Consider the following 25665-nt stretch of genomic DNA (forward strand, 5'->3'; position numbering starts at 1 on the left):
AGAAATCATTATTATAGTCACGCGGGAACAAAGAAATACAAACCGTTCAATTTCACGGACAAATGGAGAACAGAATTGCGGAGACCCTAAAAATATTAACCGATACGGATAAAGAGGCGTGTGAGACAGTGCGGGTTTCGGAAAATGAGCCAATATCTAATAAAAAACGCTTATTCATTGAAAGTTACGGCTGCCAGATGAACTTCGCAGACAGCGAAATTGTAGCTTCTGTTATGCGTGAGGCTGGTTTTGCCACCACTTCTGATGCAGAAAATGCAGATCTGGTTTTTCTCAATACCTGCGCAATACGTGACAACGCCGAGCAACGCGTAAGAACACGTCTGAAACAGCTTAATGTTTATAAAAAGAAAAGACCGGGCATGCTTATCGGCGTGTTGGGCTGTATGGCGGAACGACTGAAAGCCAAACTTCTGGAAGAAGAGAAAATGGTTGATATCGTGACAGGTCCGGATGCTTACCGTGATCTTCCCCGTTTGGTTGAAGAAGCGGAAACAGGTCAGAAAGGTGTTAACGTTTTCCTTTCCAGAGAGGAAACTTACGCCGATATATCGCCGGTTCGCTTAAATTCCAACGGAATCACCGCCCTGATCTCCATCATGCGTGGCTGTGATAATATGTGCAGTTTCTGCGTGGTGCCTTATACGCGCGGACGGGAACGCAGCCGTGATGCCGAGTCCATCATTAAGGAAGCGCAGGATCTTTTTGCCGACGGCTATAAAGAAGTGACATTGCTCGGACAGAATGTCGACAGCTATAAATATGCAAACCCGAATGATCCTTCCGACATTGTTTCTTTTGCCAAATTGCTGGAAAAAGTAGCTTTGATCAGTCCGGAGCTACGTGTTCGTTTCAGCACCTCGCACCCGAAAGATATTACCGACGAAGTACTTTACACAATTAAAAAGTACGATAACATTTGCAAATACATTCACTTGCCTGCACAAAGCGGTAACAGTCGCGTGCTGGAAATCATGAACCGTACTTATACCCGTGAGTGGTATCTGGAAAGAATTGACGCCATCAGAAGAATTCTCGGAGATGAATGTGGAATTTCACATGATATGATCGCCGGATTTTGTACAGAAACAGAAGAAGAACATCAGGATTCATTGTCGCTTCTGGAATATGTTCGTTTTGATTTTGGCTACATGTTCTCCTATTCCGAGCGTCCGGGAACACCGGCAGCGAAGAAATTCACGGATGACATTCCTGCCGATATAAAACAACGACGCCTGGCAGAAATCATTGAAGTGCAGCAGCGAATCTCAACCGAACGTAATAAAAAGCTTGTCGGAACCATACAAAAGGTTTTGGTTGAAGGTACTTCCAAGCGTTCAGAAGCAGATTTTTCCGGAAGAAGCGACCAGAATAAAGTGGTTATTTTCCCAAGAGAAAACTTCAAAAAAGGTGATTACGTAGATGTTCTGATTACAGAAACTACTTCCGCAACATTACGTGGAAGGGCTGTGATTGAAGAAGAAGTGACACAATACTGATCAGAAATAAGATAGTCCGGTGCATTAACCAACAAAAGGCTTGTCGCTAAAAGCAGACAGCCAATCGCTATTTAATGAATCCAACAGAGATACAAGCAATAAAAAACCGATTCGGGATCATTGGTACATCTCCGGCACTCAACCACGCTATCAACGTAGCGGTGCAGGTGGCAGCTACCGATCTGACGGTTTTGATAACAGGAGAAAGCGGAAGTGGAAAAGAATCTTTTTCGAAGATCATTCATAGCATCAGTTCCAGAAAACATGGTCCTTTTATAGCCATCAACTGCGGTGCTATTCCCGAAGGAACAATTGATTCGGAGCTGTTCGGACATGAAAAAGGTGCTTTTACAGGTGCTTTGGATTCAAGAAAAGGATATTTTGAAACAACCAACGGAGGCACCATATTTCTTGATGAAGTAGGTGAAATGCCTTTGGGAACACAGGCACGGTTACTTCGTGTGCTGGAAAACGGCGAATACATCCGTGTGGGTTCTTCCAAGGTTTTAAAAACCAATGTCCGCGTTGTAGCTGCGACCAATGTTAATCTTTTAGATGCGGTAAACAATGCCAGATTCAGAGAAGATTTATACTATCGCTTAAACACCGTTCCTATTTATGTACCGCCTTTGCGCGAGCGTGGCGAGGATGTTTTGCTGCTTTTCAGGAAATTCACCAATGATTTTTCTGAAAGATACCGGACAAAAGCCGTAAGACTTGACGCCGACGCGCGCGAATTGCTGATGCATTATGACTTCCCCGGTAACATTCGCCAGCTGAAAAATATTGCTGAGCAAATCACGATTCTTGAAACAGATAAAGAACTGCCGATAAATTCTGCAACCTTAAATCATTACCTTAATCCGATTCAGCCAACAAGCCGTAAGGCGCTGGTTCCATTGAGGCAGGGGGATGATTCTTCAACTTCTTTTTCTGAAAGAGAGCTGCTTTATAAAGTGTTGTTTGACATGCGCCGTGACATGACAGAACTTAAAAAGCTTGTCAGGAATGTACTGGAAAATGAAAAATATGGCGGCGATATTTTAAAAGATCACCAGGAATTGTTCAGTTCACTGAATAATGTGGATCCGATTGTTGCAACACCAACCACCGAACCAACGCGGCTGCTTACCCCACCGCCCCAACGCACCGTAGATCTGGATCGTTATTCCGATGAACGGGGGGAAATTGAAGACGTACTGCACGTAACAGCCGAAGAAGAATCGCTTTCTCTGGAAGACAAGGAAAAGGAAATGATCATCAAGGCACTGAGAAAAAATAATAACAAACGAAAATATGCCGCCAGTGCATTGGGAATTTCGGAGCGAACGTTATACCGGAAGATCAAGCAATACGATATTGAGGAGTAGAGACGTGTTATGAAAATCGAAGTATCAAAAATGAATTTTAAGAGAAAAAATATTTTGCAAAGATCCATCATCTTATCTGCTGCTGCCAGGAGATTTTTGGTGGTATTGTTCATCCTTAATTCTTCATTCTTAATTTCCAGCTGTGGTATTTATTCTTTCACAGGAACGAGTTTGTCTCCTGATATAAAAACATTTACCATTGTTAACTTTAATATGGGAACGGCCGGTGGACCGTCCGATCTGCCACAAAAGCTGACAGAACAGCTGAAAGAATATTTTCAGAAAAATACCAGCCTGACCTTGCAGCAAAACGGAGGGGATCTGCTTTTGGAAGGAACGATCACCGGGTATGATGTATTGGCAGCAGCTCCGACAGCCAATGACCAGGCCGGACTTAACCGGTTGAATGTCACCATTCAGGTTCGGTTCACAAATGCCAAAGATGAAACAAAAAACTTCGACCAGTCATTTACTTATTTTGCGGATTTTCCCCAGGATCAAACGCTTAATCAAAATGAATCAAGATTGTTGCCGACCATACAGGAGAATTTAGTGCAGCAGATCTTTAATAAATCTGCGGCAGACTGGTAAGAGCGGTTCATTTGTTTCAAATTAAATTATTATTTCAAAAAATTAAAACTGAGCGATTTAATGGCAATCGTTGATAAAGAAACGTTTAGTCGTTTGGTAAAATATCCGAATGACCTTGATGTAGCGGTTATCCCCAAACTTGAAGCGACCATCAAGGCATTCCCCTATTGTCAGATATCGTATTCGCTGCTGGCCAAGGCCGCGCAGCTTAGCGATTCGGACCAGTTGACCGACAGCACGCCCCGTGCAGCTGCCTACGCACTGAGCCGGATTGCATTGCAGCAGCTTGTGGAGGGAAAATACAAAACTTATGACAGTGACGTTGAGCAGGAAACAGATGTACTGATAGAAGAACCGGCACCTGCCAGTGAAGATATTCTCGAAACCATTCAGTCCATTGAGGTGAAAGCGCCAACAGCTTCCCAGATATCTGAATTACAGAAAAAGCAACAGCAGATCATTCAGGGTTTTATAAAAAATAATCCGAGAATGGGGCCGATCAGGCAGGACAATAACACCGAACCGCCGGCACTGGACCTAACCGGACGGGTTGCTCAAAATAATTCTCCGGAATCTTTTGGAGGAGGAATTGAAACAGAAGCATTTGCCAAAATTCTGGTTCGTCAGGGTAAAACTGATAAGGCAATTGACATATATCAAAAATTGATTTTGAAAAAACCAGAAAAAAAGGATTACTTTGCGAAAAAATTAAGTGAACTGATTCATAACCGATCCTAGCTTTCACTTACTTATTAATTGCGTATTCATTCATTCTATATTATATACAAGGCATGTATTTGGGTTTGATTATTCTGGTTGCGATCATCGCAGTATTGTTGATTCTGGTAGTATTGGTGCAAAATTCAAAAGGAGGAGGACTTTCGAGTGAATTTAGCGGAGCCGGTACTGCACAAATGTTTGGTGTTAAAAAGACCACTGATTTATTAGAACAAATCACCTGGGGATTGGCAGCCGGTATTATTGTCATCTCATTGGCTTCGTATGTTATTGCCAGCGGCGGTTCATCTGATGCAGGTGGCATTAACAGTGTGAACATTGAAAAAGCACAAAATACAGTAATCCCTGGCGCGAAATTGCCAGCAGCTCCTGCACCGGGCGCAACAGCTCCGGCCGAAACAGCACCAGCAGCTCCTGCGGATACGACGAAATAATAAAAAACGTTAAGTTTTTGAGATAGCTTATAAAGACAGATCAAACTGTTTTTATAAGCTATTTTTTTGGGGCTGACGATTGACCGCCGACGATTGACGACCGGCAGTCAATGGTCAATGGTCTATCGTCATTCACCAACCGTCAACCCTACGCCGCATTCATCTGCTTCACCATAAGCCTCTGCACCACCGGCAGCAGCGTTTCTTCCAAAGGATAATCGTATTTGGATTCCACCACATAGGTGGCAGGATTAGGCCAGGCTTGAAATTTTCTTGTCAGGTCAATTTTTATCTGCTCGATTGTCGTGCCTATGGATGTCCGCACGGAATCAATCAATACTGTTTTTAAATATCTTTCCCGCATTTCATTGTAAAGCGCCAGCTGATATCTGAAAATCGTTACCATTCTTTCATAACTGTTCAGAAAAAAAAGATAGCCTTCTTCTGTTCTTAGCGGAACAATGCCAACCGGTGAAATTTTAATATTTTCTCCCACCTCCGAAAACCGGTCAACACCTTCACTCATGGCGCTGGAAAACCGGGGAATCGCAAAATCAAGAATGTAATTCAACTCGGAAAGATATACGTCGTCATGCAGCGTATCTTCATACACCAGTTTCGCAGCGGACATATCCAGTCCTTTTAATGTTTTTGGAAAAGAATTCCTGATTGCATTCTTGTTGGACTGCAAAAGTGTGCATGTTTCCAGGTGTAATTTCAAATCCTGCAAAGAAGGATAGAGGCGGTTGGAGGTAAACTCGCCGTTAATGTGCTGAAGATAGTCCAGCAGCACATATTTTTTGTACTCAAAATCAAAAATACCTTCTGTCAACCAATCATCATGAAGTTTCGTCATTGTGTGCAGCAGTTTGATCCTGGTAAAATTTAATCAATTCCGGCGACATCTCAAACGATTGTATTTACCTGACACATAAATTACTACAAAATTCATATTTCAGCTCGTTTACATACAAAATTGTCATGCACCTCCTGAAAAAATGTCAGAACATAGGTGCTGGCATAGATTGTGCTTTATAGTGGCAGGTCATATCAATTACTGACAACTTAAAAATAAACGCTTAATATCTATGTCAACTTTAGCAGAAATACAAGTGAACGTACAACCTCTGGCTGACCGTGTTCTTGTAGAACCAGCCCCAGCCGAAGAAAAAACAGCATTTGGTATCATTATCCCTGATACTGCAAAAGAAAAACCACAACGTGGTACAGTAGTGGCAGTTGGCCCAGGTAAAAAAGATGAGCCTATGACCGTTAAGGTAGGTGACACCGTATTATACGGAAAATATTCCGGTACTGAATTGGCGTACGAAGGCAAAGACTGTCTGATTATGCGTGAATCAGATATCTACGCTATCATTGGCTAGTCGTCTGACACAATAAGTATTTAACAATTCCAAAAGAAAAAATTAAAACGATTAATTAGTATGTCTAAGAAAATATTTTTTGACGTAGAGGCCCGTGACAAGATCAAGAAGGGTGTTGATACATTGGCTGACGCCGTTAAAGTAACGTTAGGACCTCGTGGCCGTAACGTAGTTATTGATAAAAAATTCGGTTCTCCAAGTATTACAAAAGATGGTGTAACTGTTGCGAAAGAAATCGATTTGAAAGACCCTATCGAAAACATGGGTGCTCAATTGGTTAAAGAAGTAGCTTCTAAAACTGCTGATTCAGCGGGTGATGGTACTACAACTGCGACAGTATTGGCTCAGGCTATCTACTCAATCGGTGTTAAAAACGTAGCTGCGGGTGCTAACCCAATGGATTTGAAACGCGGTATCGAAAAAGCTGTTTCTGCTGTTGTTAAAAACCTTGAAGCTCAGAAAAAAGATATCTCTACTTCAAAAGAAATCGCTCAGGTTGCTACTATTTCAGCTAACCATGACGAAGAAATCGGTAACATGATTGCCGAAGCGATGGAAAAAGTAGGAAAAGAAGGTGTTATCACTGTGGAAGAAGCGCGTGGTACTGAAACAGAAGTTAAAACTGTTGAAGGTATGCAGTTCGACCGTGGATACCTTTCTCCATATTTCGTAACCAATACTGAGAAAATGGAAGCTGATCTTGAGCGTCCATTTATCCTTATCTCTGAGAAGAAAGTTTCTTCAATGAAAGAACTTCTTCCTGTATTGGAAGCAGTTGCTCAAACGGGTCGTCCTTTGCTTATTTTGGCAGAAGATGTTGACGGAGAAGCGTTGGCTACTTTGGTAGTGAACAAAATCCGTGGCGCTTTGAAAGTTGCTGCTGTTAAAGCTCCTGGTTTCGGTGACCGTCGTAAAGCTATGCTTGAAGACATCGCGATCATCACTGGCGGTACTGTAATTTCAGAAGAACGTGGTTTCAAATTGGAAAACGTTACTTTGGATTACCTTGGTACTTGCGAAAAAGCGATTATCGACAAAGACAATACAACTTTGGTTAATGGTTCTGGCAACTCTGAAGATATTCAGGGACGTGTTAACCAAATCAAAGCACAGATCGAAAACACAACTTCTGATTACGATCGTGAAAAACTTCAGGAACGTCTTGCTAAATTGTCAGGTGGTGTTGCCATCCTTTACATTGGTGCAGTGACAGAAGTTGAAATGAAAGAGAAAAAAGACCGTGTTGACGATGCATTGCACGCAACCCGTGCTGCGGTTGAAGAAGGTATCGTAGCAGGTGGTGGTGTTGCTTACATCCGTGCAACTGCTGCTCTTGAAGGCTTGGTTGGTAACAACGAAGACGAAAACACAGGTATCAACATCATCCGTGTTGCTCTTGAAGCACCATTGAGAACAATCGTTTCTAACTCAGGTCAGGAACCATCTGTTGTTGTTGCGAAAGTGAAAGAAGGAACAGGTGCTTACGGTTACAATGCTAAGGACAATGTTTACACAGATCTTTTAGAAGCTGGTATCATCGATCCTAAGAAAGTTTCTCGTTTGGCTTTGGAAAACGCTGCATCTATCGCAGGTCTTCTTTTGACAACTGAATGTGTAATTGCTGACGAACCAGAAGAATCACCAGCAGGTGGTGGCCACGGTCACCCAGGTGGAATGGGCGGAATGATGTAATTCATCCGGGTCACATATATATTAAGGCAAAAAATAGCCGTCCGGAAAATTCCGGACGGCTATTTGCTTTACTCAACGTTATGAAAATCTCCAACCCTTAGGAAATTTATATTGAGACTGACCTTTTCACAAGAGGTCACATATCTTCAAAAAATATTTCGTTTATTTTTTATCTGTCATTCAGGTATATAAAAAAATGACCGTCCGGAATCTCCGGACGGCTATTTACTTTACTCAACGTTATGAAAAACTTCGCCCTTATGACGTGGTCATGAAAGGGAAGTCACACTTAAAACAAAAAATATTAACAATTTGTTTATTTTTTCTTCACGTTATTCCAGCATTCTTCCATCCTGCATGACAATACGCCTGTCAGCCATTTCGGCCAGATCTTCATTGTGTGTTACAATAATGAAAGTATGACCCAGTTCGTCTCTTAATCTGAAAAATAACTGATGCAGATCCAAGGCATTCTGAGAATCCAGGTTACCGCTTGGTTCGTCGGCCAACACAATCGCAGGCTTGTTTAACAACGCTCTGGCAACTGCCACCCGCTGTTGCTCTCCACCGGAAAGTTGCGAGGGCAAATGATCCATCCGGTCAGACAGACCCAACAAACCCAATAACTCCTCGCCTCTTCTTTTTATTTCTTTTTCACTAAGGTTTCCGTTGATATAACCCGGCATACAGGCATTTTCCAGCGCCGTAAATTCGGCAAGCAGATTGTGGAATTGAAAGATAAAACCAATCTCCTCATTCCTGAATTTTGCCAGCTCCTTATCGCCCAGGGAAGAAACTTTCGTATTACCGATAAATACTTCTCCCTCGTCGGGGCGGTCGAGCGTACCCAGGATATGCAGCAACGTACTTTTACCTGCACCGGAAGCGCCAACGATCGCGACAACCTCTCCGCTATTCACCTCAATATCTATTCCTTTCAAAACTTGTAAGGCGCCATATGTACGCTTTATTCCCCTGGCCTGAAGTAAATTCATATTATGAAAAGATAATTAGGTAAAAAGCTACCCCCGTTTTGATTAATTCCTTAATTTGCCGTGAAAATACCAATTTACTTTTATACTCATGAATATTCACGAATATCAAGGCAAAAGTGTCCTGAAAAAATACGGCGTACGTATTCAGGAAGGACTCGTAGCCGACACCCCTGACAAGGCGGTGGAAGTCGCCCGTGAGATTAGCCAGCAAACAGGTACCAAATGGTATGTGGTTAAATCACAAATTCACGCGGGTGGGCGTGGTAAAGGCAGAATTGTAGGCAGCGAACAACGTGGTGTCGCTTTGGCCAAGTCTGTTGAGGATGTGCGTACAATATCGAATAACATTCTGGGAAAAGTACTTGTTACACACCAGACTGGTCCTGAAGGAAAGCGTGTAAACAAGGTTCTTATTGCTGAGGACGTTTACTATCCAGGTCCTACGGAGCCAAAAGAATACTACCTTTCTATCCTTCTTGACAGAGGCAGAAACTGTAATGTCATCATGGCAAGTACAGAAGGCGGTATGGATATCGAGGAGGTTGCCGAGCACACTCCTGAAAAAATCATGAAAGAGTGGATTGATCCACGTGTTGGTTTACAACCATTCCAGGCTCGTAAAGTTGCTTTTGCACTAGGTCTGGAAGGCGACGCTTTCAAAGAAATGGTTAAATTTATCACTGCTCTGTACAAAGCCTACATTGAGAGTGATTCAGCGATGTTTGAAATCAACCCGGTTTTAAAAACATCTGATAATAAAATTCTTGCCGTTGATGCAAAAGTTGATTTGGATGACAACGCTTTGTACCGTCACCCGGATCTTGCAGAAATGCGCGATACCAACGAAGAAGATCCTTTGGAAGTAGAAGCAGGCGCTAATAACCTGAACTACGTGAAACTGGACGGAAACGTAGGTTGTATGGTAAACGGTGCAGGACTTGCCATGGCAACAATGGACCTTATCAAGCTTTCAGGCGGCGAGCCGGCTAACTTCCTTGATGTTGGAGGTGGAGCGAACGCGCGTACCGTAGAAGCAGGTTTCCGTATCATCCTGAAAGATCCTAACGTTAAGGCGATCCTTATCAATATCTTTGGTGGTATCGTACGTTGCGACCGTGTTGCATCAGGTGTTGTTGAAGCTTACAAAGCGATCGGCGAAATTCCTGTTCCAATTATCGTTCGTTTACAAGGAACTAACGCAGAAGAAGGAGCCCGTATCATTAACGAATCAGGCTTGAAAGTTTCTTCGGCTATCGAATTTAAAGAAGCGGCTGCAAAAGTTTCAGAAGTATTGGCTGAACTGGGCGTTTAATTCTTTCAATTATTATAACAAAAAATGGCGACTCAAACGGGTCGCCATTTTTGTTACAGATTAGGCCGCCCTTTAAGCTTGTATTATACTGATAAACAGAGTATTGTAAAAATACCAAACCCCGAATATGCCATTATCTGGTATAATTCGGGGTTTTTGCTTATCTTAAGGTTACCACACTTCAAAATAAGCGCATGCAATTTACTCTATTTCCTCTAGATTTCGAATACACCTCAAAATGGTACAATTTCAAGACCACAGAACTTGGCCGTATACATGATTGTGTCGATTGGGATGGCTTGACAGCATTATTACCTAAGAAGGAGACTCTTCGTGGAGCTCCCTCATGGCTACCTCAAAAAGGCCTATTGGGGATGATGTTTTTAAAGCATTATACGGGTTTGAGCGACGAGAAACTACTTGCTCGTTTTAATACGGATTGGGCGATGCAGCTTTTTTGCGGAATGCTGTTAACTGACAATGAATCAATTAAAGACAATTCATTCATTTCCAAAGTACGGTGCTACTTGGGACGTAATGTAGATATGATAGAGGTCCAAAAAGTCTTGATTAAAGCCTGGAAGAAGGAAATTCCTGATAAAAATGTGCTTTTGATGGATGCTACTTGTTATGAAGTTCATCTACGCTTTCCGACAGATGTCAAAATACTGTGGGAAAGCTGTGGGTGGATCTGGGAGAAGAAGATCTCTGAACTTTGTAAACTCAATAAGCTGCGCCTGCCTCGCTCAAAATACAAAGAGCAAAAAATCAAAACCACTACATATAGTAAAATCAGGAAAAAGACTCATCGAAAAACTAAGGCTAGAAAGAATGCTTTATTGAAGCTATTGGCGAAGGGTATTGAAATCTACCAGGACTTACTAAATCAAGTTCACGGCCGTGGACTAACGGAGATAGATTCAAAGACTTTCAAAACCATTAAACTGGTCTATCAGCAACAGAAACACCATTTTAATCACCCCAACGCAAAGATAAAGGATCGGATTGTTAGCATTTACAAGCCATATATTAGACCGATTGTTCGTGGTAAAGAAAATAAACCGGTCGAGTTTGGGCTAAAAGCTCACAAACTTCAAGTAGGTGGGATTAGCATTTTGGAGCATGTGAGCTACAAGGCTTTTAACGAGTGTAAAAGACTAAAAACTAGCATCTTAAAGCATAAGATCATATTTGGTCAATGTTCACATGTAGGGGCAGATGCCATTTACGCTACTAATGAAAATAGGAAATTCACCACCAAAGAAGCCATTATTACAAACTTCATTAGAAAAGGAAGGGGAAAGGATGATAAACCCACCAAACTAATCAAGACGGTTCTCAACAAAGAAAGGTCAACCCGTCTAGAACCGGGCGGCCGGAGCCGGGAGCTTCGGAAATGAAAAGGAGCACTATGGTCTCAAAAAAATCAAAGCTCGGAAATCCGAAACAGAGCTAGTCTGGCTGTATTTTGGGGTTTTGACAGCCAATTGCGTATTAATAGCAAAACGACGGCACGGCAAAAAACAGGAAGTTAAAATCGCCGCCTAAATCAATTATCTTAATACCTTTTACATTCTTTGAAAACACGAAGAGCAGGAAAGCTATCCCCTTTTTGCATACATTATACCACATAAATAAAAACAGCAAACACAAAACTGTATTATTCCAAGTTTGCGTCTGCTGTTTCAATAATTAGGTCGCCTAAATTCAGATCTTACTCTGATTAATTCTCACTTGAAAATGAATTTCCAAGGAAAGCCAGATTATTTTTCGAGGAAAGTTATTTCGGTGCGCTGCACCTTAGTAGATCGGTTTTACTTTTTCTTCCTACCGCGCGGCGGACCGCAATTATTTCTGTGCTACGCACCTTGAAGTCGGTGTCAATTTAAGGACGCATGGTGCAACGCACCTAAATAAATCATACGATACAATCCTTTTTCAAACCAATATAAAATACAAAACGACTGTCGTCAAAAAACTGACAATCCCTTGTAATCCTGTCAGAATGGTATGCGTTCGATAAGTATCTTTTGCCGAAATACCCGTGAATTGGGAAACCACCCAAAACCAGGCGTCATTTGTATGGGAAACAATCATCGCTCCACTTCCGGCTGCCATAACCAATAATGTAATCTGGATTGGCGTCACAAAACCCAGCGTGGCCAGTAATGGCGCAATAATACTGGTTGTCAGCACCATGGATGAGGTTGTGGATCCTTGTGCAGTTTTGAAAAAAGCAGCGATCAGAAAAGTAATGATCAGCAAAAACACGCCAGACATTTCATTTCTCGTCAGCCATTCACTGACCATTTCTTTGAGTGAAGTTTCCTTTAAAATAGCCCCAAAAGCACCCCCGGCACCCACTAAAACCAGAGTAGTACCGCAATGTTCGATACCGCTTTTAAAACAGGATATCATTTTCTCCGCTGACTTTTCAGGAAACAGTGAATAGCTAAAAAAAATCGCCAGTAAAAATGACACCAGCGGGCTGCCAAAAAAGCTTGTCCACCGCATGATATTATCCGGAAAATGTAAAATCCTGGCGAAGGATGCCAGCGTTATCAAAAGGATCGGAAGCAGTATGGGCATAAAGGCCTTCCAGGCCGGCGGAAGTGTCCGCTTGTGCATGGTATGCGTTTTCGCCGTTGGGTCTTCTATAATCGGAACATCTTTGGCATATCGCGCAGCAAACCAGGTCGACAGAAATAAACTTGGAATGGAAACGATCAAACCGATCAGAATAACAAGACCGACCGAATCTGCAATGCCCAGATTCCCCGCTGCGGAAAGCGGCCCGGGTGTAGGCGGAACCAACGTATGAGTAGCAAAAAGTCCGCCGGAAAGTGAAAGTGCCACCACTGCCAGAGGCTTATTGGTTCTCTCGGCCACAATCTGGTTCAGTTTGTGTAAAATGATATAACCGGAATCACAAAAAACAGGAATACCCACGATCGCGCCAATAACAGACATGGCAAATGCCGGCCGTTTTTCGCCGAACAGTTTCAGGATCACATCCGCCACTTTTATCGCCGCTCCCGACTGATCCAGAATTGCACCAATAACACAACCCAAAATGACCATCAAACCGATTTTGGACATTAACTCGCCAAAACCTTTTCCGATTGTTTCTGCCAGTTTATCAATTGGTAATCCGGCAAATATTCCAACACCCAAAGCCGCCAGCAAAAGGCCGGTTAGCGGGTGCATTTTTAAAACCGTTGAACTTAAAACAATGAAAACAATAGCCAGAAAAACAATCAGGATGATCATATAAATTCTTTTACAGAAACCGGAATGGTGCCAAAAATTATAACAGTTTTAAAACTGCCTCATCGCCCATCACCGCATTTGCAGGCCTTGGATGTTCAGCATTGAAGACGGCCAGATCTTTTTGTTCCAGCACTTTAGACGGCCCTTCGTCCACATTCCCCTGCGCATCCGAAACCTCCTTGATATCCAGATTCAGATGTTTTGCCATAAATGCATACATAGCTTTCCGCTTGCTCGGGCCGTAGTCATGTTTCTCATCCGGCAAATGCACATTTTCCACCAGACTTTGTTTTCCGTAAAGCGCATAAATTTTCTGTATAAACGGGAACTCCACTTTTGGCGTATTTTTCGTCCAGTCATCCCCATCGGAAGTTAAGAGCATAGGTCTTGGCGCGGTTAAGGCTGCAATTTCTACGTTATTGGTCTGATAATCCCCTTTTTTATGAATGGGCATACCGCTTTCACAAACGCATCCACCAAAAAAATGTGCGGAAACCATGACCGTTGGAGCCGTTACTTTTACGCGCTGATCCAAAGCCGCTACCAAAAAAGTCTGCGTTCCTCCACCTGACTCACCCGTTACCGCAATGCGCTGCGGATCAATACCTGGCAAAGAAAGCAGAAAATCGATTCCTCTGATCGCGTTGATTGTTTGAAGTTTTAACGCCTTTGAAAACTTATGTTCCGTTTGTTTTGAGTCACCTTGTCCGGCCATATCCAGAACAAAAACCACCGCTCCCATACGTGCCAGTGTGGCACAGCGCTTCTGGGTCTGTTCCCGGAAACGCCCGTGCGGGTTTTCTCCATGTCCATGCGGACACAATATTCCTGCGTAAGACTTTTGCTTTTTTATCGGGCGGTACAAATTCCCGGTCACGTAAATACCCGGTAAACTTTCAAAGGCCACGTTCTCGATCGTATAACCATCCATAACCCTTTTGCTGTGAATGATTGGCGCAGAATTCGGTCTGGCCGGCAATGTTTCCAGCTCCATACCTGCTCTGATTTGCGCCCTGATTTTCTGCGCGCGGGCTTCCCAGGCCGCTTTACTTGCCGGTACATGACTATCGAGAAAAGCCTTTCCTTCTGCTTCTGTGAAATATGCTCCCTGGCATAATTCCGGTTTTTGCGCGTAAGAATTTATTGCAAGCGTAATCGTAGATGCAAATAATATCGTTATTAAAGTTTTCATTTTCAGGATTTGTCTGATTGCCAATTAACCTGAAAAGGCAAGCCGACAGTTTGGACTACTGTTGGCTTGCCGCTAAATATCTATAAATCTAAAAATTCCGGATTTCAGGGAACAGCGATCCGCACAAACCCTTTCATTATCGAGGTATTCAGTTCTTTCACTTCGCCCTTGTATTCCCCATCTACCTGAAAATATACTTCCCTGTCCAGGCACTCTATTTTGGCGCTTTCAACCGATAATACTTCCATCACATCATGATTAAAATCGGCGTTTCCGGTTAGAAACTTCGCCGTTTCAATAAAATCGATCCTCTTGGCGATCACCAGTTCAAAAAGTCCGTCCGACATATCTCCGAAAGGATTGATACTGATGCCCGTACCGTATTTTTTTGCATTGGCAATAATCACAACCAGCGCCTCCGTTTCCAAAACAGTGCTTTCAGTGGTTATACGCACACGGAAATTCTGGTGTTCGTTAAGCGTTTTGAACATTTCCAGCGCATAACCCAGTTTTCCGCGCAAATCTCCGTTTTCATAGTTTTTTACCAGCAGTGCATTTAAACCAATATCACTGAGATGCAAACTTATTTCATCATTAATCCTGACCGCATCAATATGTATCGATTTTTCCCCGAAAGCTACTTCTATCGATTCGTCAATAGAAGACGGGAGCCCGAAATCGGCGGATAAACCATTGGCTGAGCCCGCCGGAATAATTCCGAAAATAATGTTGCTTCCCGTGATGGCTTCCGCTACCATGGAAATAGTGCCATCGCCTCCGGCAACCAGAACCCGGCTGGGGCACAGGTTTTTTACCAGTTTCCTTATCTCACCTAGATCATCAAAACCTGTTGTGGAAAATATACTTAATACATAATCATCCTCCTCAGCCTTTTCGGCCACTTTTACAAGAATTTCCTCTTTATCCCGGTTTCCGGATATAGGGTTTACAACTAACAAAACTTTTCGTTCTGAAAACATATTGTCTAATTTAGGCACTTCAAGTGCATAAGGTAAAGGTAAGAATATGAAACGATGCGACTTAAAACTATACAGGGGCTATGCAAATAAAAACGAATTAGTTGTTTTTGGACACATAGTTGAAAAATATCCTCTTGGAGACCACAAATATACCCGTAAAGGCTTTCGGTACGCACGGACAATTATTCAGCTGTTTTCAATAAAAACCATACCAAACTTAAGAGTTATTCTTCGGGTTGGTTCCGTGGTGGCCGAAACACATGCGGAAGAAGATGGATATTTCAGATTTCAAATCCCTTTTAATGAGCCGCTCGAAGGTGGCTGGCATCCTTACGAGGTCAGCGTAGATGATCAGACCGGAAAGCATAAATACCAGGTGACACGCCAGGAAGAATTTTTCCTGCCTTACGCAAGTTCCTACGGAATCATATCAGACATTGACGATACTTTTTTGATCTCTCACAGCCGACGGTCTTTCAAAAAGCTCTTTGTGCTGCTTGCCAAAAATGTGCAGGCCCGAAAACCTTTTGATGATGTGGTGAAACATTATCAGCTGCTTTCGCTCGCCAGCCGGACCAATCCGGTACATCCTGCCAACATTTTTTTCTATGTTTCAAGCAGTGAATGGAACCTGTACGATATGATTATCCGTTTCGCAGAGCTGAACGGATTACCCAAAGCGGTCTTGAAACTGAAAAAAATAAAGTCGGGCCTGGATGACTTTCTTATGACAGGTTCAGGTTCGCATGACCATAAACTTCGTAAAATCCAGAATATTGTCGAATTTTATCCCGAGTTACAATTTATCCTGCTGGGCGACGACTCTCAGAAGGATCCGGAAATCTATGAAGAAATTTGCGGAATGTTTGCAGCAAATATCAGAGCTGTTTACATTCGCCAAACCCGGACAAGGAGTAAATCCGCGACAACGCTGCTTTTAAAGAAAATTCAGGAACGAGGTATTGATACCTGCTACTTCTCACACAGTAACAAAGCCATTATCCATTCCCTAGAAACCGGTATTGTATTTCAACAACCAACTGAAAATAATTAAATTAAGTAAATGGACATTTCCTACATTCTGAACGAGCTTGGTGAAGACCGCAGTCAGTATTTTAACGCTGTTTCTCCACCCATCGTGCAGACTAGTAATTTTGCATTCAACACATTTGAAGAATTACGTAATGCTTTTGCCAACGAAGAATCTGCTTTTTTATACTCCCGTGGTAAAAATCCGACAGTAGATATCCTCAGTAAAAAACTGGCCGCGCTGGACGGCGCCGAAGATGCCCTGGTTTTCAACAGCGGTGCATCTGCCATTTATTGTTCGGTGATGGCCAATGTCAAATCCGGCGACCATATTATCTCCATCAAAAAACCATACAGCTGGGCAACGAGGCTTTTTGACAACGTGCTAATTCGTTTTGGCATCAAAACTACGTACATTGACGGTACAAAAATTGAAAACTTCGAGAACGCCCTGCGCCCCGAAACACGTATCATTTATTTGGAAACACCGAATACGCTGACGTACGAATTGCAGGATCTCAAGGCCGTTTCCGAGCTCGCAAAAAGCCGTGATATCATCACCATTGTCGATAACAGTTACTGCACGCCGATTTATCAGAAACCCCATGATTTTGGCATCGATCTCAGCATTCAATCCGGAACAAAATACCTTGGCGGACACAGCGACGTGCTTGCGGGCGTATTAACCGGAGAGCGGGAGATGCTGAAAAAAATATTCAATGAACAGTTATTAAATACAGGTTCGGGGATTTCTCCCTTTAACGCCTGGCTGATCCTGCGTGGTCTGAGAACATTGCCGATGCGGTTGGAACATATTTCCAAATCGACGGTAAAAGTGGTCGCATACCTGAAAAAACACCCAAAAATTGAGAAAGTAATATTTCCCTTCGATGAAGATTTCCCTCAGCTGGAATTGGCACGCAAACAAATGAAAGGCGCCTGCGGGTTGTTGACGGTTGTTTTAAAAACCGATTCTCTTGAACGGATCGAAAAATTTACCTATTCTTTAAAACATTTTCTGGTTGCAGTGTCGTGGGGCGGACATGAGTCGCTGATCCTGCCGCAAGCCGGCGGACTCGCACCGGAGGATTTTGATGTTTCTATCGAACGCCATCGTATGGCCCGTATTTATATCGGTCTCGAAGATCCTGATTATCTTATCACAGACCTCGAACAAGCCCTTGAAGTGTTGTAATAATCGTTATTCTTTACCGGAAAACCGTTATTACATGTAACTTACTGCAATTTTAAAGAAACGACCTGACCATACATGAAAACCATACTGATTGTCGAAGATGACAGGCGTATTGCGCAGAACATTTACCGTGGATTACATGCGGAAGATTTTGAAGCCGAAATCGCTTACGATGGCATTACGGGTAAAAATCTGGCATTAAGTAAAAAGTTTGATCTTGTTTTGCTGGATGTAAATCTTCCGGGCCTGAAAGGTTACGACGTTTGCCAGCAGATCCGGGTTTACAAGCCTTCCCTGCCGATCATCATGCTGACGGCCTATGGAGAGGTGGAAGATAAGGTGGAGGGATTGAATAAGGGCGCCAATGACTACATCGTGAAACCGTTTGATTTCCGAGAGTTAATGGCCCGGATCCATGCCGCTTTGCGCGTCTCGGAGCTCAACAATCCTGAAACTGAAAATAAAACGCTTCGTATTGCTGACCTGGAACTGAATGTGGGCACGAAGGAAGTAATCCGGGCGGGAAAATCCATTGAGCTTACTGCGAAGGAGTTTGCTTTGCTTGAATATTTCCTGCTTCACCGCGGGCGTGTGGTTTCAAAAATGGATCTGGCCGAACATGTGTGGCATCTGAATTTTGACCCTGGAACAAACGTCGTGGAGGTGTATATCAACTATTTACGAAAAAAAATAGACAAGGATTTTTCAACCAAATTAATCCACACCCGCCCCGGCCTCGGATACATTATGAAAGAAGAATAACGTTCTTCTTATTGAATTGAATTTTAAGAAATATCTTTTCCCGTGAAAATAAAAGACCGGATCGCTCTTCAGTTCACGCTGATGGTTGCTGTAATATTGCTGTTGTTCTCCATCGCAATTTACAGTGTATCAGCACGCTACCGTCAGGAGGAATTTTATGACCGGTTAAAAAGCAAAGCGCAGACGACCTGCCGCCTTCTGGTGAAGGTGAAGGGCATCGACAAAGACCTGCTCAGAACCATCGACATGAACACGCTCACGGAAATGTTTGATGAAAAAGTACTGATTTTCAACATGAAAGATGAGTTGGTTTATTCCAGTGTCGATGATAAACTGATCACCTATCACAAGGAGTTATTGGGGCAGGTCAGGCATAATAAGGAAATGGAATTTTTGCAGGACCAGAGTGAAACCATCGGCCTGCTTTACGAAGAAGGTGACGAACCTCTGGTGGTGCTGGCATCTGCTTTTGACAAATTTGGCAGAAGCAAATTGCAGAATCTCCTGCAAACGCTGGCCTGGGGATTTGTCGGCGGAATTGGTCTGACGGTCGCTTTGGGGGTATATTTCGCCAGTAATTCACTGAAACCGATCAGTGCTATCAACCATCAGGTTTCGCAGATCACCGCGCATAATCTCGAACAAAAACTGGATGAAGGAAACCGGAAAGACGAGATTGCCCAGCTCGCGATTAATTTCAATACCGTTCTTGACCGTTTGAACAAAGCTTTTGAGCAGCAAAAAAGTTTTGTCTCCCATGCTTCTCATGAACTCCGAACGCCGCTTGCAGCGCTAAAATCTGAGATACAGCTGGGGCAGCGTTTTGCCAAAAATAACCCTGATCTGGAAGAAGTTTTCGAAAACCTTTTTTCCGATACCGAGCGTTTGATCAGCATCACTAATAACCTGCTTTTCCTGGCCCGTTCCATTGAAAATATGGGCAATATGAAGTTCACGCCGGTACGCGTTGAAGACATTGCCTTTATGGCAAAAGAAGAAATCTTATCGTCATTTCCCAACTACACCATCTTCATCGATTATATCACCATCCCCGAAAATGAAAATGACACCATCATCGCGGGCAACGAAGAGTTACTGAAACGGGTATTACTAAACCTGATTGACAATGCCTGCAAATATTCGGAGAATCATACGGCGCGTGTTCTTTTCGAAACCAATGAAACCGATTGTGTGGTCAAAGTGATCGATGAAGGCATTGGTATCAGCCAGGAAGATCTCCCCTATCTTTTTGACCCGTTCTACCGATCGTCACACACGAGTGAAGTTCCCGGTTTCGGGATCGGGCTTTCCATTTGCCAGCGGATTGTTGATCTGCACCGTGGCAGCCTTTCTGTGCAAAGTGAGTTGGGTAAGGGAAGTGAGTTTCAGGTCAGATTAAGGCACATTTAGCATTCTAATTTTTTTCTAAGGTTATTCTAAGCCTCCTGTAATGCACGGTAACGAATATCGCATCTTTCTAACAATGCGTATATGCGAACCTACGTCACCGGCTTTTTACTGTTATTATCAGTTAGTTTACATGCCCAGGACACTCTGCGGCTTACCATCCGGCAAGCGGATAGTATTTTTTTACAACATAACCTGCAACTGTTAGCTGAGAAGTATCAGATCGACATTTCAAAATCACAGGAAATTCAGGACAAATTATGGGCTAATCCTACGCTCGGCGTAGAGATCAGTGCCTACAATCCATCACGCGGCGCTTTCGATGTGGGACGCCAGGGGCAAAAAGCCATCACCATTCAACAACTGATCACGCGCGCCGGCAAAAGGAATAAACGCGTTGCGCTGGACGTTGAATCGACCCGTAAGACCGAGTTCCAGTTTTACGACCTGATCAGAACGTTAAAGTTCGAATTGCGCGAAATTTTCTTCGAATCTTATTTCCTGAATCAGACGATCGCTTTATACGACACCCAGATCGCGACGCTTAATACAACCGTCACGGCTTTTGATAAGGAGTACAATCGTAAAAATATTTCGCTTAAAGAAGTTGTACGCTTAAAGGCGCTTCTTTTCCAGCTCACCAATGATCGCGCCGATATTCTTTTTGAATTAACGGAAAACCAGCGCGACCTGAAAACACTTCTGAATTCCGAAAATCCCGTTAAGTCTGTTGTTGACAGCACAGATATCAGCCGTTATCAACTCAAAAACTACAATCTGACCTTGTTGAGAGATCGTGCACTGCAAAGTCGTGCTGATTTGAAAGTCGCCCAGTCAGAGACCAAACAATCAGAATTAAACTATACCCTGCAAAAAGCGCTGGCTGTGCCGGATGTACAGATCGGAGGGATTTATGACCAGTCGAGTAATTACGTAAGCAATTATTTCGGTCTTAACCTCTCCATGGACCTGCCGATTTTTAACCGCAACCAGGGAAACATCAAAGCGGCCAAAAGTAGCATCAGCTATTACAAAACGGCTGAAACAGCAAAACAAGCAAGCATTAACAACGAAGTCGATGCCGCATTGCAGAAAGTTGTCGTTGCCGAGAAAGCGTACAAAAGCGTGGAAAATCATTTCACCGACCAGTTCGAGCTGTTAAGCAAAGGTTTCTATGAAAATTTTCAGAAACGGAATATCACACTTCTGGAATTCATCGATTTCATCGAGACCTATAACGAGAGCATCAAGGAGTTCAACCGGTTACAAGCCGACCGGATCAAGGTATATGAAGAGCTCAACTTTGTAGTTGGCGAGGAGCTTTTTAATTAATCAAAACGAAATTCAATTCTTACATACATCCGGATGAAAGCTGAAACAAAGCAATTCGATTTATCATTTTTTCGCAACGACGCAGGTGCTGGGAAAAACCTGTTATACCTGTGTTCACTGGCCATTGTGAGCCTGTGGCTGTCTTCCTGTACCAAAACAGAAGAAAAACAGGACGAAGCCAAGGCCTTTATGCTTTCGGATACCATGATGAACAGGATAACCCTGGATACGGTGAAAACCGAAACCGTTAAAAATGAACTGACACTGGTAGGAAAAGTGGTTCCTGATGAAAACCAGGTTATCAAAATTTTCCCGCTTGTGGGTGGAAATGTAGAGGATGTGGATGTGGAATTGGGGGATAATGTTCGGAAAGGGCAAAAACTGGCAACCATCCGTTCCGGCGAAGTGGCAGATTTTGAGCGTCAGTTAATCCAGGCTCAGTCTGATCTTTTGATTGCCCAGAAAAATCTTTCTTCGACCGAAGATCTTTACGAAAGTAAGCTGGTTCCGGAACGTGACGCGATCACGGCCAGACAAATGGTGGATAAAGCCAAAGCAGAAGTAAACCGGGTAAAGGAAATTTTCTCGATTTACGGTCTTGGAAAATCTACAAACTATACCGTTAAGTCGCCGATCAACGGTTTCATTATCGCCAAAAATGTCAACCGCGGGATGCAGCTTCGTTCAGATAATTCGGAAAGTTTATTTACTGTCGGGCAAATTGCCGATGTATGGGTAATGGCCAACGTCAACGAAAGCGATATCCCGAGAATTAAACTGGGTATGACTGCTAACGTACAGACCATCAGCTTCCCGGATGAAATATTTAAAGGAAAAGTTGATAAAATCTACAACGTCCTCGATCCTGAGTCCAAAGCGATGCAGATCCGTATCCAGTTGCAGAATGTGGGGATGAAGCTGAAACCGGAAATGCACGCGACGGTTAACCTCAATTTTGATGAAGGTGGCGAAATGCATGCCATCCCATCACAGTCAATCATTTTTGACCGGAGTAAAAACTGGGTGATGGTGTTTCACAGCCGCTCGCAAATTGAAACCCGCCCCGTTGAAGTGTACCGGACACTTGCCAACCGCGCCTACATCAAAAGCGGTTTGAAAGACGGAGAGAGAGTTATTTCAAAAAACCAGCTGCTTGTTTACGATGCGTTGAATGATTAATGATAGAATTCTGAATGAGCGAATGATAGAATAAACAACAAATTGCACAACGCCACATTCTATCATTCCGCCATTCTCTCACGCCATCATTCACTCATTCTACCATTCCAAACTCCACCATCAAAAGCACTTACCAATGAATAAATTTATCAGGGGAATTGTTGGTTTTTCCCTTAAAAACAGGTTCTTCATTTTCTTCATGACCGGGCTGCTTATCGTGGCCGGCGTGATGAGTTATAAGGAAACACCGCTGGAAGCATTCCCGGATGTTACCAATACCCAGATCATTATCGTAACCCAGTGGAACGGCCGGAGCGCCGAGGAAATCGAGCGGTTTGTGACCGTGCCCATAGAAGTGGCGATGAACTCGGTACAGCAAAAAACAAACGTCCGAAGCACAACCATGTTCGGGCTTAGTATCATTAAAATCATTTTTGATGATACAGTGGAAGACTTTTTTGCCCGGCAACAGGTCAATAACCTGCTTCGGAATATATCCCTGCCCGAGGGCGTGGAGCCAGACGTGCAGCCTCCTTATGGCCCAACCGGTGAAATCTTCCGTTTTACGCTGAAAAGTGCTGACCGTGACAGCCGCGAATTACTAACATTGCACAACTGGGTTATCGACAGGCAGCTGCGCAGTATTCCGGGTGTCGCTGATGTTGTCGCTTTTGGTGGCCGTCAGAAAATCTATGAGGTACAGGTTAACCCTACAAAACTTGTAAAGTACAATATCACACCACTGGAAGTTTACCAGGCCGTAACCAAAAGTAACGTCAACGTAGGTGGTGATGTCATTGAGAAAAACGGACAGGCTTATGTGGTCCGCGGAATTGGTCTACTGAATTCCATCCCCGACATTGAAAATATTATCGTAGAATATGTCAAGGATTATCCCGTTCTGGTTAAGGACGTGGCTGTGGTTAAAGAATCCGATATGCCACGTGTCGGACAGGTCGGTCTTGACGGCAATGACGATGTGATTGAGGGGATTGTCGTTCAGCGGAAAGGTGAAAATCCAAGTGAGGTATTGGCAAGAATCAAGGACAAAGTTGAAGAACTCAACACCAAAATCCTGCCGCCAGACGTAAAAATGGTCACATTTTATGACCGCGATAACCTGATCGAGTTTTGCGCACATACCGTAAAACACAACCTGATTGAAGGGATCGTCTTTGTTACCGTGATCGTTTTCCTTTTCATGGCCGACTGGCGTACCACCATCATCGTATCGATCATTATCCCGCTTGCCTTGTTGTTTGCCTTTATGTGTTTAAAGCTAAAAGGCATGTCAGCGAACCTTCTTTCCATGGGTGCGATTGACTTCGGGATTATTATTGACGGAGCCGTGGTGATGGTTGAAGGGATTTTCGTGGCGCTCGATCATCTCGCACATAAAAACGGGATGGACCGTTACAATAAACTATCCAAACTGGGTTTGATCAAGAAAACCGGTGGTGAGCTTGGAAAAGCCATTTTCTTTTCCAAGCTGATCATCATCACAGCATTGATCCCTATTTTCAGTTTCCAGAAAGTAGAAGGTAAAATGTTTACGCCGCTGGCTTACACATTGGGTTTTGCCTTATTGGGTGCTTTGCTTTACACGCTTACCCTGGTCCCGGTTTTATGTTCGTTCCTGCTAAATAAAAATGTTCGCGAAAAAAGTAATCCGATCGTGAGATTCTTTGACAGGATTGTCAGTGGTGGTTTTGAATGGTGTTATGCACGTAAAAAACTCAGCGTTATTTTTGCTTTCGCCTTTCTTTCCGTGAGCTTGTTTTCTGCCAAATTTTTAGGGACAGAATTCCTCCCTACATTAAACGAGGGCGCCTTATGGGTAGAAGCAAAACTACCGATGAGCAGCTCGCTGACAGAAACGATTAAAATGGTGCACACCCTGCGCGCAAAACTGAATGAATTTCCGGAGGTGAACGGGGTGTTATCCCAAACGGGACGTTCCAACGACGGAACCGATCCGTCAGGATTTTATTATGTTCAGATGCAGGTTAACCTAAAGCCAAAAGATGAATGGAAACGGAAAATCAGCCAGGACGATCTGATCGAAGAAATGGATGCCAAGCTGAAACAATTCCAGGGTATCAACTACAATTATTCCCAGCCGATTATCGATAACGTGGCCGAAGCGGTAGCAGGTATGAATGCCAGTAACGCGGTAAAAATATATGGTGACGATCTGGAAACACTGAACGCAAAAGCCAATCAGGTTTTGGAAGCGATTAAAGATGTTCCCGGAATTAAGGATGTTGGTATTTTGAGAAATATCGGACAACCGGAAATCAGCGTGATCCTGCACGACCACAAAATGGCGCAGTATGGCGTTAGCACGGCTGACGTACAGGCTGTAATTGAAATGGCTATTGGCGGGAAAACCGCCTCAATACTTTACGAAGGCGAACGGAAGTTTGATATACGTTTGCGTTATGAACAACAATACCGTCGCGACGTAACCGATATCCAGCAGCTCATGGTCCCTACGTTAACAGGTGGAAAAATACCGCTGAAAGAAATTTCGTCCATCCGGATGGTAACAGGCCCCGCCTTTGTGTACCGCGATAACAACAAACGTTTTATCGGTGTTAAGTTCTCGGTTCGTGAGCGTGACCTGGGAAGCACCATTGCTGATGCGCAAAACCGGGTAAAACCACTGTTGAAATCCCTTCCAAAAGGTTATTCTGTAAACTGGTCCGGTGAATTTGAAAACCAGGTTCGGGCCACTGCCCGTTTGGGACAAGTAGTGCCCATCAGTTTGATCGGGATTTTTATCTTGTTGTTCATCATGTTCAGCAATGCCAAGGACGCAGGACTGGTATTGGTGAATGTTCCCTTCGCATTGATCGGCGGAATTCTGGCCTTGCACGCGACCCATATGAATTTCGGAATTTCAGCCGGTGTAGGTTTTATCGCACTCTTCGGTTTATGCGTCCAAAATGGTGTAATCCTGATCTCAGTTTTTAATAAAAATCTTGCAGCCCATATGCCTCTTGACGACGCCATCCGCGAAGGTGTCAAGTCAAGGATCAGGCCGGTGGTCATGACCGCGCTCATGGCCGCCATTGGGCTGCTCCCGGCTGCAACATCAACCGGTATCGGATCCGAAACTCAAAAGCCGCTGGCGATTGTAGTAATCGGCGGACTGATTACGGCCACTGTATTAACATTACTGATCTTCCCGATCATCTACGGATTCTTTAACCGCAGGAAACGGATAGCCGCCTGACAAAACCAGAAATTCTCCTCTTCCCCGCTCCGGTTAATACGTAGCGG

Annotated in this window: 21 protein-coding genes; 16 read left to right on the top strand and 5 right to left on the bottom strand. The window is 43.6% G+C overall.

The window, feature by feature from the left end; all coding sequences use genetic code 11:
* Nucleotides 1–62: 62 nt before the first annotated feature.
* From miaB to secG, 5 genes are all read left to right on the top strand, one after another.
* Entirely contained in the window at nt 63–1517 is a 1455-nt protein-coding gene (gene miaB / locus M1L62_RS03675; protein WP_254411651.1) for a tRNA (N6-isopentenyl adenosine(37)-C2)-methylthiotransferase MiaB, read from the top strand.
* Between the two features lie 74 nt (nt 1518–1591).
* The gene (locus M1L62_RS03680) at nt 1592–2887 is read left to right on the top strand and encodes a sigma-54 interaction domain-containing protein (protein ID WP_254411652.1); all 1296 of its coding nucleotides are present in this window, start codon (nt 1592–1594) and stop codon (nt 2885–2887) included.
* 30 nt (nt 2888–2917) lie between these two features.
* Nucleotides 2918–3478: an LptE family protein gene (locus M1L62_RS03685; RefSeq protein ID WP_254411653.1), complete on the top strand. Its 561-nt coding sequence runs from the start codon at nt 2918–2920 to the stop codon at nt 3476–3478.
* Nucleotides 3479–3538: 60 nt separating this feature from the next.
* The gene (locus tag M1L62_RS03690; RefSeq protein WP_254411654.1) at nt 3539–4216 is read left to right on the top strand and encodes a DUF8458 domain-containing protein; all 678 of its coding nucleotides are present in this window, start codon (nt 3539–3541) and stop codon (nt 4214–4216) included.
* A 53-nt stretch (nt 4217–4269) separates the two neighbouring features.
* Nucleotides 4270–4650: a preprotein translocase subunit SecG gene (gene secG / locus M1L62_RS03695; RefSeq protein ID WP_254411655.1), complete on the top strand. Its 381-nt coding sequence runs from the start codon at nt 4270–4272 to the stop codon at nt 4648–4650.
* Between the two features lie 148 nt (nt 4651–4798).
* On the opposite strand, the gene M1L62_RS03700 is transcribed toward secG, so the two are convergent.
* Entirely contained in the window at nt 4799–5506 is a 708-nt protein-coding gene (locus M1L62_RS03700) for a hypothetical protein (protein ID WP_254411656.1), read from the bottom strand.
* Between the two features lie 232 nt (nt 5507–5738).
* On the opposite strand from M1L62_RS03700, the gene M1L62_RS03705 reads away from it, so the two are divergent.
* Both M1L62_RS03705 and groL read left to right on the top strand, forming a co-directional pair.
* Nucleotides 5739–6035, top strand: coding sequence for a co-chaperone GroES (locus M1L62_RS03705; RefSeq protein WP_137338835.1), 297 nt, complete (start codon nt 5739–5741; stop codon nt 6033–6035).
* A gap of 60 nt (nt 6036–6095) precedes the next feature.
* Entirely contained in the window at nt 6096–7727 is a 1632-nt protein-coding gene (groL, locus tag M1L62_RS03710) for a chaperonin GroEL (protein ID WP_254411657.1), read from the top strand.
* Nucleotides 7728–8059: 332 nt separating this feature from the next.
* Here groL and M1L62_RS03715 read toward each other — a convergent pair whose 3' ends face one another.
* Entirely contained in the window at nt 8060–8722 is a 663-nt protein-coding gene (locus M1L62_RS03715) for an ABC transporter ATP-binding protein (RefSeq protein ID WP_254411658.1), read from the bottom strand.
* An 88-nt stretch (nt 8723–8810) separates the two neighbouring features.
* On the opposite strand from M1L62_RS03715, the gene sucC reads away from it, so the two are divergent.
* Entirely contained in the window at nt 8811–10034 is a 1224-nt protein-coding gene (gene sucC, locus M1L62_RS03720; protein ID WP_254411659.1) for an ADP-forming succinate--CoA ligase subunit beta, read from the top strand.
* Between the two features lie 194 nt (nt 10035–10228).
* Nucleotides 10229–11434: a transposase gene (locus M1L62_RS03725; protein WP_254411660.1), complete on the top strand. Its 1206-nt coding sequence runs from the start codon at nt 10229–10231 to the stop codon at nt 11432–11434.
* A gap of 538 nt (nt 11435–11972) precedes the next feature.
* Here the strand turns inward: M1L62_RS03725 and M1L62_RS03730 are convergent.
* The 3 genes from M1L62_RS03730 to M1L62_RS03740 all read right to left on the bottom strand — a co-directional run bounded on the left by M1L62_RS03730 (nt 11973) and on the right by M1L62_RS03740 (nt 15476).
* Complete coding sequence (locus M1L62_RS03730; protein ID WP_254411661.1) at nt 11973–13304, bottom strand: GntP family permease; 1332 nt, start codon at nt 13302–13304, stop codon at nt 11973–11975.
* 37 nt (nt 13305–13341) lie between these two features.
* Nucleotides 13342–14496, bottom strand: a complete 1155-nt coding sequence (locus M1L62_RS03735; RefSeq protein WP_254411662.1) for an alpha/beta hydrolase family protein — start codon at nt 14494–14496, stop codon at nt 13342–13344.
* A 104-nt stretch (nt 14497–14600) separates the two neighbouring features.
* Nucleotides 14601–15476: a diacylglycerol/lipid kinase family protein gene (locus M1L62_RS03740; RefSeq protein WP_254411663.1), complete on the bottom strand. Its 876-nt coding sequence runs from the start codon at nt 15474–15476 to the stop codon at nt 14601–14603.
* 244 nt (nt 15477–15720) lie between these two features.
* Between M1L62_RS03740 and M1L62_RS03745 the strand changes: the two genes are divergently transcribed.
* From M1L62_RS03745 to M1L62_RS03775, 7 genes are all read left to right on the top strand, one after another.
* A complete protein-coding gene (locus M1L62_RS03745) occupies nt 15721–16530 on the top strand; it encodes an App1 family protein phosphatidate phosphatase (RefSeq protein ID WP_254411664.1) in 810 nt (269 codons plus the stop codon).
* 9 nt (nt 16531–16539) lie between these two features.
* Entirely contained in the window at nt 16540–17700 is a 1161-nt protein-coding gene (locus M1L62_RS03750) for a trans-sulfuration enzyme family protein (protein ID WP_254411665.1), read from the top strand.
* Nucleotides 17701–17775: 75 nt separating this feature from the next.
* Nucleotides 17776–18462 carry a response regulator transcription factor gene (locus M1L62_RS03755; RefSeq protein ID WP_254411666.1) on the top strand — a complete coding sequence of 229 codons (687 nt, stop codon included), beginning with the start codon at nt 17776–17778 and terminating at the stop codon, nt 18460–18462.
* Between the two features lie 42 nt (nt 18463–18504).
* Nucleotides 18505–19872 (top strand): sensor histidine kinase, encoded by a 1368-nt coding sequence (locus M1L62_RS03760; protein ID WP_254411667.1) that lies wholly within the window; start codon nt 18505–18507, stop codon nt 19870–19872.
* 81 nt (nt 19873–19953) lie between these two features.
* Nucleotides 19954–21201, top strand: a complete 1248-nt coding sequence (locus tag M1L62_RS03765; protein WP_254411668.1) for a TolC family protein — start codon at nt 19954–19956, stop codon at nt 21199–21201.
* Nucleotides 21202–21234: 33 nt separating this feature from the next.
* Nucleotides 21235–22380, top strand: a complete 1146-nt coding sequence (locus tag M1L62_RS03770; RefSeq protein ID WP_254411669.1) for an efflux RND transporter periplasmic adaptor subunit — start codon at nt 21235–21237, stop codon at nt 22378–22380.
* A 136-nt stretch (nt 22381–22516) separates the two neighbouring features.
* Nucleotides 22517–25618, top strand: a complete 3102-nt coding sequence (locus M1L62_RS03775; RefSeq protein ID WP_254411670.1) for an efflux RND transporter permease subunit — start codon at nt 22517–22519, stop codon at nt 25616–25618.
* The last annotated feature ends 47 nt before the right edge of the window (nt 25619–25665 follow it).

It is taken from the genome of Dyadobacter diqingensis (assembly GCF_024220585.1).
Lineage (GTDB): Bacteria > Bacteroidota > Bacteroidia > Cytophagales > Spirosomataceae > Dyadobacter > Dyadobacter diqingensis.